We start from the raw sequence: 14,174 nt of genomic DNA on the forward strand, positions 1-14,174 counted from the left end.
GATGAGGTGCTGGCATCAGCCACCGAACAGATGGTTGCTCACGATGAACAGGCCACCGGAGAGCAGCATGGTCAGCGGCAGGGTCAACACCCAGGCCAGCAAGATGGTCTTGATGGTCTGACTCTGCAGCCCGGATTTGTTCGCCACCATGGTCCCCGCCACCGCAGAGGAGAGGATATGGGTGGTGGAGACCGGCATACCGGTCAGGCTGGCGACCCCGATGGAGGCGGCCGCGGTGATCTGGGCGGCGATGCCCTGGCTGTAGGTCATGCCGGAGGAGCCGATCTTCTCGCCTACTGTGTAGACGATACGACGCCAGCCCACCATGGTACCGCAACCCAGCGCCAGGGCGATGGAGACGATGACCCAGGTCGGTGCGTATTCGGCGGTCGCGGTCAGATCCTTGCGCCATTTGGCCAGATCCGTCAGCTCCTTGGCCGGCAGCGGCAGCTTGGAGACCTTACGGGCGGTGTCGTCGATGCAGAGCAGCAGACGACGCACTTCGCGGCGATCGGTCAGGCTCATCTCTTCATAGGTACGTACCTGGCCGAGGCGGTCGTCCAGAGTGGCCATGGCTTCCAGCACTTCACCGGCGGCGCAGTGGGTCATCAGCTCTTCCTGGGCCTGGGCCGGTACATTGAAGTCCACCAGCTTGGAGACCTGCTGATGGTTGCGCTGGAAGATCTCCATGATGCGCTGGTTGGCATCCTGGGTTCTGTCCAGATCGTAGGAGCGGCTGTTCATGTCCAGGGCGAAGTAGGCGGGTGCCATGCAGATCAGCACCAGCATCACCAGGCCTATGCCCTTCTGGCCATCGTTGGAGCCGTGCACGAAGCTCACGCCCATGGCGGAGCAGATGAGGGTGACACGGGCCCAGAACGGCGGGTGCTTCTTGCCGTCCACCAGCAGACGCTCTTCCGGGGTCTTGTGGATCTTGCTGCCTTGCCAGACGCGCTTCATGGCGAACAGCAACAGGGCGGCAATGACGAAGCCCACGGTGGGAGAGATGATGAGGGAGAGCATGATGTCGATGGCTTTACCGACGTTGATGCCTTCCTGCAGGGGCTGATGGGTCATCCAGGCATAGGCTCCGCCTACCCCCAGAATGGAGCCGATCAGCGTGTGCGAGCTGGATGCCGGGATCCCGAAGAACCAGGTCCCCAGGTTCCAGACGATGGCGGAGAACAGCAGGGAGAAGACCATGATCAGTCCCTGGGTGGAATCCATCCCGAGCAGCAGATCGATGGGCAGCAGATGCACGATGGCATAAGCGACCCCGAGACCGCCCAGCATGACCCCGGCGAAGTTGAACAGACCGGAGGCCACCACAGCCATATGGGCCGGCATCGCCTTGGTATAGATAACCGTTGCTACCGCGTTGGCGGTATCGTGGAAGCCGTTGATGAATTCATAGGCCAACACAAAAAAAACGGCCAATACCAAACCGATTGACCACCAAAAACCCAAACCACTAAACATTTCAAACATAAAAACGAACCTGTTTATGAGTTGCGGCGGATTATGCCAGAAGGCTCGGTGCGCCATAGCCGTAGTTGAAATATTTCAGTAAGAAAAAAAAAGGGCATTCCGTCAGAAAATGTCTTAGGCCCAACAGGAATGCGCCTTGTCAGGGATTAATTAAACGCCCTTCTCGCCGTGGGAGTATGAGCCAAACAAGGCCATATCTTGCACTAACTCCCCGTTTTCGCCCGCGTTTCTGTCACAAAACTATGAGCCTTCGCACAAAAGAGGCGCCATAGGGACATCCTCTCCCCTCCTTCGAATGCAAAGGAAAGGAGGGTGCCTCGGCCCCCTCCTCGTTCACTCGCTCGCGGTGTCGTGCGCTCAGTCCTGATTGATCCGGCTGGCGACCGCCCCTTGCTGGCTCTTGTACTTGGCGTTCTCCCGCTTGTTGTACGGGCGAGCCGCGACCCCCGAGAGCATCTCGAAGTTCAGCGCCCCTATCTTCATCTTGGGGCGCAGCGCCAGGGGCAGCTTGCCGCCGTTGTAGAACTCCAGCACGATGCGACCGGACCAGCCCGGATCGATACGGTGGGCGGTGACGTGTACCATCAGGCCGAGGCGGGCGAGAGAGGAGCGACCGTCCAGCCAGCCGACGATATCCGCCGGCAGGGTGACGGATTCGTAGGTCACCGCCAGCGCCAGCTGACCCGGGTGCAGGTAGAAGGCTTCGCCGTCCGGGATGTGGATCTCCTCGCTCATCACCCGCTCGATGGCATCGGCCATCTCGGCACTGGTACCGCCGAGGTCGATATAAGGCGCGGTATGATCGCGAAACACCCGAAACTCGTTGCCGAGCAGCACATCGACGCTGACGCCACTGATCCGCTCGATGCCGGGGCGCGGCTCAATCACTATCTTGCCTTCATCCAGATGGCGTTCGATATCGGTATCACAAAGACGCATTCGGCGACTCTCCTGACAAAAGATTCATTTTAAAAAGCCGGGCATCACCCGGCTTTTTCCTGATTAACCGATCAACATGTGGCGGATACGCGCCTTGAGCATGTCGATGGCGATGCGGTTCTTGCCGCCGCGGGGCACGATCACGTCCGCGTACTGCTTGGACGGGTCGATGAACTGCATGAACATGGGGCGCACCGTCTTCTGGTACTGCTTGAGCACGGAGTCCATGGTGCGGCCGCGTTCCTGCACGTCCCGCACCAGGCGGCGCAGCAGACAGATGTCCAGCGGGGTATCCATGAAGATGGAGGCATCCATCAGCTCCCGCAGCCGGCTGTCGGTCAGCAGCAGTATCCCTTCCAGGATGATCACCCGACGCGGCGCGAAGGGGGTGATCTCGTTCATGCGAGTGTGTTCTGTGTAGGAGTAGCGGGGAATGTCGACCGCTTCCCCGTTCACCAGCTGGGTCAGATGTTGCACCAGCAGATCGTGATCCAAGGCATTCGGATGGTCATAGTTGGTCTTGACCCGCTCTTCCATGGTCAGGTGGGTCTGATCACGGTAGTAGCAATCCTCGGTGATCACACCAATCTGACCTGCGCCCAGTTCGGCCACCAGCTCTTCATAGATGGTTTGAGCGATAAGACTCTTGCCGGACGCGGACGCACCAGCAATACCGATGATCACGCAAGAATGTTGAGTATCAGACATTGAAAATACCTAAAGAAAGAAGAGCACTGGGGATTGTTTAAACCGATCCATTATATAAAAAAGGGTGAGCCATGCCCACCCTCAAATCCGCAGCAAACGGCCGACAGCCGATTATTCGTCCAGCGCCACAGTGTATAGCGGGGTCGCAATCGGTTTACCGCTGAAATAGAGCTCGGCACCGACCCGTCTGGCCAGTCTCAGATAGGACTGTGCCAGCTCCCCTTCCGGAGTTCCGAACACGGTTGGACGCCCCTCATCCATGTGCTGGCGGATGTCGATGTGCAGGGGCAACTGGCCAAGCAGTGCCACATGATACTGCTCCGCCATCTTCTTGCCGCCACCTGTGCCGAACAGGGGTTCGTGGTGACCGCAGGCACTGCAGACGTGATAACTCATGTTCTCCACGATGCCGAGCACGGGCACGTTCACCTTGTTGAACATGGCGATGCCCTTGCGCGCATCCGCCAGTGCCACATCCTGGGGGGTGGTGACGATCACCGCCGCCGTGGTCGGTACCTGCTGGGCCAGGGTGAGCTGGATGTCGCCGGTGCCCGGCGGCATGTCCACCACCAGGTAATCCACCTCGCCCCAGCGGGTCTCGTGGAGGATCTGCGCCAGCGCCTTGCTCGCCATGGGGCCGCGCCAGATGGTGGCATCCTGCTCGTCCACCAGATAGCCGATGCTGTTGCTCTTCAGCTCGCAGGCCATGACGGGTTCCATCAGCTTGCCATCCAGGCTGTGGGGGCGCTCCTTTTGCGTACCCATCATGGTGGGGATGGAGGGACCGTAAATGTCTGCATCCAGGATGGCGACCCGGGCCCCTTCCTTTTGCAGCGCCAACGCCAGGTTGACGGCGGTGGTGGACTTGCCCACCCCGCCCTTGCCGGACGCCACCACCAGGATGTTGCGAATGCCCTGCACCGCCGCGAGCTGCTGGGCGCGGGGCATGCTGGCCACCTCTATCTCTCCTTGCCAGTCGATGCGGGTGGCACCGGTGGCGCTGCGCAGCCTGGCATCGAAGCTCTCCTTGAGCTCGTCGAACAGGGACTGCCCGGCGAAGGGCAGCACTAGCTTGATGGTCAGGGTTGGCCCTTGCTGGTCGATGGCGCGCACGAAACCGGCCGCCACCAGATCCTTGCCCCAGCCGGCTGGCTTAAATTCGGCCAGGATCAGTTTTACTGAATCAATCACCATTAACTCCCCATTATGTTGTCGTTATGCTGAGGTGAAAGGTTACCGCACATAAATCAGTGGGTTGCCGACTTGTAGCAGATGCCGCCAGCCGCGCTCAGGCGGGCCACAACCCTAGGCAGGCTGCCCCCAATTCGGGTAACATGCTCGGCACTGTATCATCCCAACAGGCACATAAAGAACGTATTATGGCAACTGATCCTCGTAGAATGCTGGTAACCTGCGCCCTCCCCTATGCCAATGGCTCCATCCACCTTGGCCACATGCTGGAACACATCCAGGCCGATATCTGGGTCCGTTATCAGCGAATGCGCGGCAATCAGGTGCATTTCGTCTGCGCCGATGATGCCCACGGTACTCCCATCATGCTCAAGGCGCAGCAGATGGGGATCACGCCGGAGGCGATGATCGCGGCCGTCTCCGAGGAGCACCAGGGTGACTTCGCCGGCTTCAACATCAGCTTCGACAACTATCACTCCACCCACAGCGACGAGAACCGCGAGCTGTCGGAGCTGATCTACGGTCGCCTGAAAGAGTCCGGCAAGATCAAGATCCGCACCATTTCCCAGCTGTTCGATCCGGAAAAATCCATGTTCCTGCCGGATCGCTTCGTCAAGGGCACCTGCCCCAAGTGCAAGTCCCCGGAGCAGTACGGTGACAACTGCGACAGCTGCGGCGCCACCTACAGCCCGACCGAGCTCATCGATCCGAAATCCGCCGTCTCCGGCGCGACCCCGGTGATGAAGGACTCCGAGCACTACTTCTTCGACCTGCCCCAGTTCGAAGCCTGGCTCGCCGACTGGGTACGCGGCTCAGGCGCCATCCAGGAAGAGATGGCGAACAAGATGCAAGAGTGGTTCGAATCCGGCCTGCAGCAGTGGGACATCACCCGTGACGCCCCCTACTTCGGCTTCGAGATCCCGGGTGCCCCCGGCAAGTACTTCTACGTCTGGCTGGATGCTCCCATCGGCTATATGGCGTCGTTCAAGAACCTGTGCAACAAGCGCGGCGACATCGACTTCGACAGCTACTGGAAGGCGGACTCCGACGCCGAGCTCTACCACTTCATCGGCAAGGACATCGCCTACTTCCACTGCCTGTTCTGGCCAGCCATGCTGGAAGGGGCGGGTTTCCGCAAGCCGACCAAGGTCAACGTACACGGCTATGTGACCGTCAACGGCGCCAAGATGTCCAAGTCCAAGGGCACCTTCATCAAGGCGAGCACCTACCTCAAACACCTGGATCCCGAGTGCCTGCGTTACTACTACGCCGCCAAGCTCAACAGCCGCATCGACGATCTGGACCTGAACCTCGAAGACTTCGTGCAGCGGGTCAACGCCGACGTGGTCAACAAGCTGGTCAACCTGGCCTCCCGTAACGCTGGTTTCATCGCCAAGCGCTTCGACGGCAAGCTGGCCGACGTGTGCAGCGAACCCGAGCTCTACGCTGAGTTTGCCAACGCCAGCGCTTCCATCGCCGAGGCCTACGAGAGCCGTGAGTTCAGCCGTGCCATTCGCGAGATCATGGCGCTGGCCGACAAGGCCAACCGCTACGTGGATGACAAGGCCCCCTGGGTCATCGCCAAGCAGGAAGGGGCGGATGCCGAACTGCAGGCGGTCTGCTCCGTCGGTATCAACCTGTTCCGGGTACTGATGGCTTATCTCAAGCCCGTGATGCCCGAGCTGGCTGCTCGCGCCGAGGCCTTCCTGGGTGAGACGCTCTCCTGGGACGGCATCGCTGCCCCCCTCACCGGCCACCAGCTGACCCCGTTCAAGGCGCTCTTCTCCCGCATCGAGTCCGCCAAGGTGGACGCCATGGTGGAAGCCTCCAAGGAAGACTTGGCCAAGGAGCAGAGCAAGAAGCCGGCCGGCCCCCTGGCGGATGACCCCATAAGCCCAACCATCTCTTATGAGGATTTCGCCAAGCTGGATCTGCGCGTCGCGCTCATCAAGAAGGCAGAAGCCGTGCCGGAGGCGGAGAAGCTGCTGAAACTGCAGCTGGATCTCGGTGGTGAGACCCGTCAGGTATTCGCCGGCATCAAGTCTGCCTACAACCCGGAAGATCTGGAAGGCAAGCTGACCGTGATGGTGGCCAACCTGGCGCCGCGCAAGATGCGCTTCGGCATGTCCGAGGGCATGGTGCTGGCCGCGGGCCCGGGGGGCAAGGATCTCTGGATCCTGGAGCCTCAGGAAGGCGCCCAGCCCGGCATGCGCGTCAAGTAAGCACGCCGTATCAGGATGCAAAAAGAGAGGCCGAGGCCTCTCTTTTTTATGGCTGCCTTTTTGTGTGGCCCTTCAGATATTGCCGGCGCAATCCTGATCATGGCCCTTGGCCGGACGCTCCATCGCCATCCTGAGCCCCACCAGCTCCGCCTGCTGGCAGTTGAGCTGCTGCAACTGGCACCCGATCGCTTCTTTCAGCTGTCGCCGCTGGCGACGCCTCTTGTCACTGCCCCCCTCGCGTCCCAGCTGCCTCTGCCACTGGCGGGCATCCTGCAACTGACCCAGCCTGGTCTGCCACTCCACCAGCATGGCCAGCCAGGCCGGATCCCCCTCCCCCTGTCCCAGCAAGAGCTCCACCCCGTAACGGGTCTGCTTGAGCACGAGGCGCAGCTTGTGCCACTGGCGCAGCTGCTCCTTGGGACTGCCTGACAGCCCATCGAGACCGGCCACCCCGTCCGCCAGGGAGAAGGCCAGCTGCATCTGATAGAGCGGCAAGGGGTTGAACGCCGCAGGCACCTGCCCGAGGCGCGTCAGCCAGCGATCGAGGCGCACCGCCAGCAGGGGGACGCGCAGCTTGCCACGCTTCGCCGGCTTGCCCCCGAAGCGCTCGGCATAGACCTGGGCATCCCGCAGGGCGGAGAGCCGGCTCGTCGCCCGCAGCAATCGCCGCTCCAGGCCGGGCTGATGGATGAGCGGTCGCCAGAGGGCGAGCAAGGCCAGCAGGCGCCGTGCGGCTATGCGATAACCGTGCACCTCCTCTACCCCGGCCTGAGCGCGCAGGGCCAGGGTGGCGGCGCCATACTGTTCGACAAGCAGCCGTGCCTGCTCGTGCCACGTCATCTGCGACATGCTCTCTCCTTATCCGCCGTCAGTTGGTATGAAAACCGCTGCCCGTGGGCGGTGATGCCCTGGCGTACTCCATCTTCTCGACGATGGCAGTCCTGGGGCCGTGTTCCAGCCAGCCCAGCATCATCTGCACCTGCTGCTCCGGCCCGGCGATAAGGATCTCCACGGAGCCATCCTCCAGGTTGTAGGCATGACCCCGCAGCCCTAGCTGCAGTGCCCGCTCCCGGGTGAAGTAGCGAAACCCCACCCCCTGCACCTGGCCCCAGACCCGGACGACAAACGATTGCTCTCCCATTTTCGGTACCTTTCCCTTAAGAAATTCCACCTCGGGGCGATAATAGGGACGACCCCCTTCCCCCTGCAGGACGCAATATCATTATGAAAGAAGTAAAATTCCGTTGGGTTGACCGTTATCTCATTCACCTCACTATCAGTGAAAAATTTCTCATCACCTTCTGGTGCCCCCTCCTGTTCATCGCCGCCCTCACCTGGTATCTGCTGGCGGATGGCCATGATCAGCAGATGCAAGTCAGGCTGGATCAGCTCAAGCAACGCGTCGAGACCACGGCGCAACTGGTGAGCCAGCAGCCGACCCTGACTCTGCCCGCCGAGCTGACCCTGAGCCCCACCGGCAGCCCGGGTCTGACTCAGCAGGGGGATCACTACAGCGTCAGTGCGAGCGCGGGGCAGGCCGGCTACGTCACCGGTTCCCTCGACGCCAGCCGTTACTCCATGTGGGAGGGTCAGGGCACCGCCCTCATCGTCATCGCCGTGCTGGCCGCCCTGCTGGCCCTCATCACCCACTACCTGATGACCTTCGTCTCCGGCGCCCTCTACTCCACCAACAAGGCGCTGCAGACGGTGGCGAACGGGGATCTCACCTTCCGCCTCAACTTCTTCCCGGTGCGGGACGAGTTCTCCGTCCTCGCGGGCAGCATCGACAAGTTCACCGATCGCCAGCACAAGATAGTGCAACTCGTTGACGAGTCCGCCGAGGCCCTGGCCATGGCCGCCGACGAGTTCCGCGAGCATGCCAGCGACGGGGAAGAGCTGGCCCGCACCCAGCGCCAACACATGGACTCCCTGGCCGCCGCCATGGAACAGATGTCTGCCGCCATCCGGGAAGTGGCCCGCAACGCCAACGACACCCTGCTGCAGACCCGCCAGTCCAGCGAGGAGGCCGCCAACGGCGCCGAGCGGGTGGCTCGCACCATCAGCGCCATCGGCACCCTGGCGGACGAGATTGGCAACGCCTCCGGCGCCGTGGAGCGGCTGACCCACAACGCCAACCGCATCAACGAGGTGGTGAGCGTCATCAACGCCATCTCCCAGCAGACCAACCTGCTGGCCCTCAATGCCGCCATCGAGGCGGCCCGGGCGGGCGAACAGGGTCGCGGCTTCGCCGTGGTGGCCGACGAGGTACGCACCCTCGCCAGCCGCACCCAGCAGGCCACGGTGGAGATCCAGCAGATGATCGAGGAGCTGCAGGCCGGCACCGGGGCGCTGAACGACATCATGGAGAAGACGGTCGGGCGCGCCGCCAGCAGCCAGCAGCTCATCACCGAGGTGGGCCAGGACATCGACAAGCTGAGCCATCACAGCGATGCAGTGCTGGAGATGAGCACCCAGATAGCGACCTCCAGCGAGGAGCAGAGCTCGGTCGCCGAGGAGATCAGCCGCAACCTGGATCGGGTGCGTCAGGAGGCCAACCGGGTCGAGGAGGCCGCCAGCGCCTCGGTCGCCGGTACCGCCGGCATCAAGACCACGGCCACCGAGCTGACCCAGGCCATGACGGGCCTGCGGATCTGACGCTTGTGAAACTGATTTGAGTGACACAACAAAAGGCCATCCAGCGGATGGCCTTTTTTATAGGGGCATGAATATCATCCCGAGTCAGAATTGATGTCATGGCCCAATAAGAAGGGACCCTAAGGCCCCTTCATCTCCGCATTCGGACTCACCCCGCCTTAGTGGCCGAAGGGCCACCAGGGTTTGTCGTTGTCCTGGATCTCGATGCGGCTTTGCGGCAAGGTCCCGGCTTGCGCCCCCTGCAAGCGTTGCAGGCTGACCCCGAACTGCTCGGTGGGCTCGACGAACCAGTCGTCGATGATCAGCACCTTGATGGACTTGACCCCACCCTCACCGGCGGCCCAGCTCACGGACTGACCGAACCAGGGCAGGAAGTCCAGCCCCCAGCGGGCCGTACCACTGTCCAGCCCCAGTTGGGCACGGGCCGGCTTGCTCAGATCGCCGCTGCGCACCAACGGGATCTCCGCCAGCCACTGCCCCTCGCTCACCTTGATCACAGCGCTCTGCAACGAGATGGTGGAGGGAGCCAGCTTGTCCTTGATGGTCACCAGGGTCTGGGACTGGGCCCCCAGGCTAGCCCCGCTCGCGTCGTGCAATACCAGGGTGAAGGTCTCGTCCCCCTCGTTTTTCGTATCGCTGAACGTCGGGATCTGCAGGGTCTTGTCCTGCTCGTCCCCATCCTCCCAGTTCAGGGTGCCGCTCAAGGGGGCCAGATCCTGGCTATCGGCGCTGCCATACTGCACGCTCCAGCTGACGCGGGCGGCGCCACGGCTGCCGCCCTTGCGCTGCACCGCCAGAGCCAGGGTGCTGCCCTCCTCCACATTCGCAGCGCTCACGCTCAGACCAAGCTCACCGGTAGGCGGCAAGGGATACTGGATGGCTACCAGCACGGGATCGTGATCGGAGGCGCTGAACGGCCCCTCAGATTTGCCAAGCTGCCCCGAGTATTTCTTGCCGTACTCGAAGAAGTTGCTCTCCGCCGAGTTGATGTGCCAATCCTCGATGCCGACGACCTTCTTCGCGAGGCTGGGGTTCGCCAGGGCGTGATCCAGATTGCCGAGCTCCCCCTCATAGCTGTAGGAGTAGGTATCCGTGCCGTGGAACTGGGTGTTGAGGTTGATAAGCCCTGCCCCCTTGCCCACAGCGCTGGCCTGCTCCTCATAAGGCTGACCCGCCAGCTGGGTGAAGGCGGCACTCATGATCTGGCGGCTCTGGGCGGCCGGATCATAATCCGTCAACACCCGCACCGGATCTTCCAACCCGTAGGCGTTGAGATCGCCTATCACCAGCAGATCCCCCGGCTCCTGCTTGAGCCGCTCCCCCAGCACGTTGGCGGCGGAGACCCGCAGGGCGTTGCAGTGACCCTGCCCATCCAGGGGATCGGCGGTCCCATAGTCGGGGTAATCCTCATAACAGGCCGAGCCCTTGGATTTGAGGTGATTGACCACCAGGGTCAGAGGCGCATCCCCCTTGGGCGAGCTGAAGCGCTGCAGCAGGGAGTCGCGCATGCCCTGGCGTATGCTGACCGGCTTGCCCGCACCGTCGACGGTCTCGGCCACCTGCACCGGCAGCGGGATGAGCTGGGCGACCCCCTCCAGACTGACCTTTGCGGGCTTGTAGATGAGCCCGACCGTGATGGCGTCCGTGCCCATGGGCTGATCATCGGGGGAGTGAACGAAGGCGTAGTGACCCTGCTCATCCGGCAGGGCAGCGTTGAGGGCCCCCACCAAGTTCGCGATGGCGGAGTTGTCGCCGTAGCCGTTGTTCTCTATCTCCATCAGCCCGACCACATCCGCGTTGAGGCGGGTGATGGCGCTGACGATCTTGGTGCGCTGCAGCTCGAACTCCCCTACGGTCAGGGCGCCCCGGTTGCTGCCCGTGGGGTTGGCATCCCCCCCCACCACGGTCGTGAAGAAGTTCAGCACGTTGAAGCTCGCCACCCGCAGATCCCCCGCCGTGGCGAGCTCAGGGGTCTCGACCCTGTCCCAGCCGCTGTGATCCACGTCCGCCGGGCTTATCTTGTTGTCCGCCACCAGGCGGTAGAAGTCGTAGGAGTAGCCGATGGCCCCCTCCAGGTTGCTCAGGCGATCGCCGATGCGCAGATACCCCTGCTCGGCATCGAAGGCGGGATACCAGGGCAGCACGCCGTCCGGCGCCTTGGCATCCGTCTCCACCACCAGCTGATTCACCCGGTTACGTTCGGCCCACTGGCTCGCCTCCGTGCTCATGGCCGGGAACTTCTGGGTCGACTTGATGAGGGGCGCCCCGTAAGCCAGCACCAGGTTGTTGCGCTTGCCGTCGTAATCGAAGCTGAAGTTGCGGGTCACCACCAGACTGGAGGCCGGCACCAGCCGCACCCGCATCCCCTCGTGGCGCTCCAGCAGGGTCGTCAGACTCTCACCCGCCACCGGCACCAGATCCACCGCCGGCACCAGACCCACCATGGGTTGGGTCACCGTCATCTCATCGGCGCTGAGCTGGGTCTGGTTGTAATACTCCTTCACCTTGCCCGAGACACATACCTCGGCGCCGGGCACCAGGGCGGCGTTGGTCTGATTGCTCTGCACGAAGAGGCCATCCGAGCTCGCCGGATCCCCGTCCCCCTGCAGGTCCTGAATGAAGAAGCCCTTGTAGAGGCCGCCCACCACCTGGGTCACCACGCCGCGGGTGGCATAGGCCGTCTCGGATTCAAACTTGCCGGCCGGCACCAGGGGGCTGCGATCGCCGCTGCCCTGAATGGCCGGCACTGGGATGAGGCTGTCCACCGGGCAGACGAAGGCCGGCGGCTGGCTGCCATCGCAGTTATCCTCGCCGCTGCAGCCAAGCCCGGCCGCCTCGTCACGGGCAAGGCCCAGGTATTCGGCGGCGGGATCGAAGGATGCCGTGGCATCGCTGCGCCCTATATTGACGCTGGCCTTGCGCCTGAGCGTCATGTCCAGGGTCGAGACGGCGCCTGAAACCCAGGCCGTCCCGGGATCCACCCCAATCTGGCCCAGGCTGTCGACTATCTCGTCCCCCCGATAGAGCACCAGCCCATCGTCGCCGTTGAACACCAGGTTGCCGCTGGTCAGGTTGGCCTTGGCCAGGGTGGCGGGCAGCGCCGAGGGGTGCGCCAACACCAGGCTGGCGCCGGGGGCCAGGGTCCCTTGCAGGGCCAGACTGTTGGTGGGGCCGGCCGCCAGGGTACGGCCATTGGCATAGAGGGCTAGCCGGTATGGGGTGAGATCCAGCGCGCTGTTGCCCAAGTTGCTCAGCTCCAGCGCCTTGTTGTTGCCAGAGCCTTCCAGGTATTCGGTGATGAGCAGCTGAGCCTGGGCCTGACCGGACAGCGCCAAGGCGACCGAGAGGGCCAGCAGGGAATGTCTTCCTGACATCGTGGTTATTCCTTCTTGATTATGTTGCCAGTTGAATCGCGATCGGGTGATCGCTGCACCTTGTGATGACGCCGTAAAAAGAGTCATACGGCGCACATACTCTGCCCGTTTTTTCTTGAGGGCACAGCGAGCTGGCTAACAATTGCAGAACTTTGTTGCCGGCAAGTGACAGGTTCTGGCGAGCATTGAGGCGCATGCTTGACCAATTTACGCAGGGCGCTGACCCCGGGAACCATGGCTAATGTACTGCCTCTGCGACAAGGCTGGCGTAAACCCAGTGTTGCCACTAAAATACGCCCCCTCTCATTCCTGGCATCGGTAACATCCCATGAGCGCTTCCATCTATCTCGTCAAAGGCCGCGAAAAGTCCCTGCTGCGCCGTCACCCCTGGATCTTCTCCAAGGGGATCGACAAGGTGCAGGGCAACCCCATCGATGGCGACACCGTCGAGATCTATTCCAACGATGGCAAGTGGCTCGCCCGCGGCGCCTGGTCCGGCAGCTCCCAGATCCGTGCCCGGGTCTGGACCTTCGACAAGGACGAGACCGTCGATCTGGACTTCTTTATCCGTCGCCTCAAGTACGCCCAGGAGTCCCGTGATCCCCTGATCAAGCGCCAGGGCCTCACCGGCTATCGCCTCTGCGCCGCCGAGTCCGACGGTCTGCCGGGCCTGACCATAGACCGCTACGCCGATTTCCTGGTGTGCCAAATCCTCTCCGCCGGCGCCGAGTTCCAGCGTGAGCTCATCACCCAGGCCCTGCGCACCCTCTACCCCGAGTGCAGCATCTATGAGCGCTCCGACGTAGCGGTGCGCAAGAAGGAGGGGCTGAAGGAGCGCACCGGCGTCATCTATGGCGAGACCCCGACCGATCCCGTGGTGATCGAGGAGAACGGCGGCGTCAAGATCCTGGTGGACATTCGCAACGGTCACAAGACGGGTTTCTACCTGGATCAGCGGGACAACCGCCAGGCGGCGGCGAAATACACCGAAGGCAAGCGGGTGCTCAACTGCTTCTGCTACACCGGCGGTTTCGGCGTCTATGCCCTCAAGGGCGGCGCCAAGGAAGTCGTCAACGTGGATCTCTCCCAGAACGCCCTGGACATCGCCCGCCAGAACGCCGAGCTGAACGGTCTGGACACCGCCAACACCCAGTTCGTGCGTCACGACGTGTTCAAGCTGCTGCGGGAATACCGCGAGAAGGGCGAGAAGTTCGACGTCATCGTGCTGGATCCGCCGAAGTTTGCCGAGAGCAAGGCCCAGCTGCTGGGCGCCTGCCGTGGCTACAAGGACATCAACATGCTGGCGTTCCAGCTGTTGGCGCCGGGCGGCGTGCTCTTGACCTACTCCTGCTCCGGCCTGATGGAGCAGAGCCTGTTCCAGAAGATCGTGGCGGATGCGGCGCTCGACGCCGGTCGCGATGCCCAGATCCTGGAGCTCCTGTCCCAGGCGTCCGATCACCCCATCGGCACCGCCTACCCGGAAGGCTTCTACCTCAAGGGGTTGGTGGTGCGCGCCCGCTGATCTACGCCTGATCAATTAAGGCATCAACACCCTGATCAAACAGGCCCGCAATTCATGCGGGCCTGTTTTTTTATG

General features: G+C 62.5%; 10 protein-coding genes. 3 read left to right on the plus strand and 7 right to left on the minus strand.

Features of this window, described 5'->3' with window-relative positions:
• Positions 1 to 15: 15 nt before the first annotated feature.
• The 4 genes from ACRCYW_RS15405 to apbC form a co-directional block, all read right to left on the minus strand.
• The gene (locus ACRCYW_RS15405; RefSeq protein ID WP_438550929.1) at positions 16 to 1,488 is read right to left on the minus strand and encodes an inorganic phosphate transporter; all 1,473 of its coding nucleotides are present in this window, start codon (positions 1,486 to 1,488) and stop codon (positions 16 to 18) included.
• Positions 1,489 to 1,845: 357 nt separating this feature from the next.
• Complete coding sequence (gene dcd, locus ACRCYW_RS15410; RefSeq protein WP_349922219.1) at positions 1,846 to 2,427, minus strand: dCTP deaminase; 582 nt, start codon at positions 2,425 to 2,427, stop codon at positions 1,846 to 1,848.
• A 63-nt stretch (positions 2,428 to 2,490) separates the two neighbouring features.
• The gene (gene udk / locus ACRCYW_RS15415) at positions 2,491 to 3,135 is read right to left on the minus strand and encodes a uridine kinase (protein WP_438550930.1); all 645 of its coding nucleotides are present in this window, start codon (positions 3,133 to 3,135) and stop codon (positions 2,491 to 2,493) included.
• 111 nt (positions 3,136 to 3,246) lie between these two features.
• Entirely contained in the window at positions 3,247 to 4,329 is a 1,083-nt protein-coding gene (gene apbC / locus ACRCYW_RS15420) for an iron-sulfur cluster carrier protein ApbC (RefSeq protein WP_438550931.1), read from the minus strand.
• A 185-nt stretch (positions 4,330 to 4,514) separates the two neighbouring features.
• On the opposite strand from apbC, the gene metG reads away from it, so the two are divergent.
• Positions 4,515 to 6,548 carry a methionine--tRNA ligase gene (gene metG, locus ACRCYW_RS15425; RefSeq protein ID WP_438550932.1) on the plus strand — a complete coding sequence of 678 codons (2,034 nt, stop codon included), beginning with the start codon at positions 4,515 to 4,517 and terminating at the stop codon, positions 6,546 to 6,548.
• A 72-nt stretch (positions 6,549 to 6,620) separates the two neighbouring features.
• Here the strand turns inward: metG and ACRCYW_RS15430 are convergent, their stop codons facing one another.
• Positions 6,621 to 7,397 carry a CHAD domain-containing protein gene (locus ACRCYW_RS15430; protein ID WP_438550933.1) on the minus strand — a complete coding sequence of 259 codons (777 nt, stop codon included), beginning with the start codon at positions 7,395 to 7,397 and terminating at the stop codon, positions 6,621 to 6,623.
• 19 nt (positions 7,398 to 7,416) lie between these two features.
• The gene (locus ACRCYW_RS15435) at positions 7,417 to 7,689 is read right to left on the minus strand and encodes an acylphosphatase (protein WP_438550934.1); all 273 of its coding nucleotides are present in this window, start codon (positions 7,687 to 7,689) and stop codon (positions 7,417 to 7,419) included.
• An 83-nt stretch (positions 7,690 to 7,772) separates the two neighbouring features.
• On the opposite strand from ACRCYW_RS15435, the gene ACRCYW_RS15440 reads away from it, so the two are divergent.
• Positions 7,773 to 9,203: a methyl-accepting chemotaxis protein gene (locus tag ACRCYW_RS15440; RefSeq protein ID WP_438550935.1), complete on the plus strand. Its 1,431-nt coding sequence runs from the start codon at positions 7,773 to 7,775 to the stop codon at positions 9,201 to 9,203.
• A gap of 158 nt (positions 9,204 to 9,361) precedes the next feature.
• Here the strand turns inward: ACRCYW_RS15440 and ACRCYW_RS15445 are convergent, their stop codons facing one another.
• Positions 9,362 to 12,577 carry an ExeM/NucH family extracellular endonuclease gene (locus ACRCYW_RS15445; protein WP_438550936.1) on the minus strand — a complete coding sequence of 1,072 codons (3,216 nt, stop codon included), beginning with the start codon at positions 12,575 to 12,577 and terminating at the stop codon, positions 9,362 to 9,364.
• Positions 12,578 to 12,905: 328 nt separating this feature from the next.
• Between ACRCYW_RS15445 and ACRCYW_RS15450 the strand changes: the two genes are divergently transcribed.
• A complete protein-coding gene (locus ACRCYW_RS15450; RefSeq protein ID WP_438550937.1) occupies positions 12,906 to 14,099 on the plus strand; it encodes a class I SAM-dependent methyltransferase in 1,194 nt (397 codons plus the stop codon).
• Positions 14,100 to 14,174: the final 75 nt, after the last annotated feature.

It is taken from the genome of Aeromonas sp. (assembly GCF_051657805.1).
GTDB lineage: Bacteria > Pseudomonadota > Gammaproteobacteria > Enterobacterales > Aeromonadaceae > Aeromonas.

Coding starts and splice junctions, on each gene's coding strand:
- ACRCYW_RS15405 (WP_438550929.1), bottom strand. CDS start 1,488: ATGTTTGAAATGTTTAGTGGTTTGGGTTTTTGGTGGTCAATCGGTTTG.
- dcd (WP_349922219.1), bottom strand. CDS start 2,427: ATGCGTCTTTGTGATACCGATATCGAACGCCATCTGGATGAAGGCAAG.
- udk (WP_438550930.1), bottom strand. CDS start 3,135: ATGTCTGATACTCAACATTCTTGCGTGATCATCGGTATTGCTGGTGCG.
- apbC (WP_438550931.1), bottom strand. CDS start 4,329: ATGGTGATTGATTCAGTAAAACTGATCCTGGCCGAATTTAAGCCAGCC.
- metG (WP_438550932.1), top strand. CDS start 4,515: ATGGCAACTGATCCTCGTAGAATGCTGGTAACCTGCGCCCTCCCCTAT.
- ACRCYW_RS15430 (WP_438550933.1), bottom strand. CDS start 7,397: ATGTCGCAGATGACGTGGCACGAGCAGGCACGGCTGCTTGTCGAACAG.
- ACRCYW_RS15435 (WP_438550934.1), bottom strand. CDS start 7,689: ATGGGAGAGCAATCGTTTGTCGTCCGGGTCTGGGGCCAGGTGCAGGGG.
- ACRCYW_RS15440 (WP_438550935.1), top strand. CDS start 7,773: ATGAAAGAAGTAAAATTCCGTTGGGTTGACCGTTATCTCATTCACCTC.
- ACRCYW_RS15445 (WP_438550936.1), bottom strand. CDS start 12,577: ATGTCAGGAAGACATTCCCTGCTGGCCCTCTCGGTCGCCTTGGCGCTG.
- ACRCYW_RS15450 (WP_438550937.1), top strand. CDS start 12,906: ATGAGCGCTTCCATCTATCTCGTCAAAGGCCGCGAAAAGTCCCTGCTG.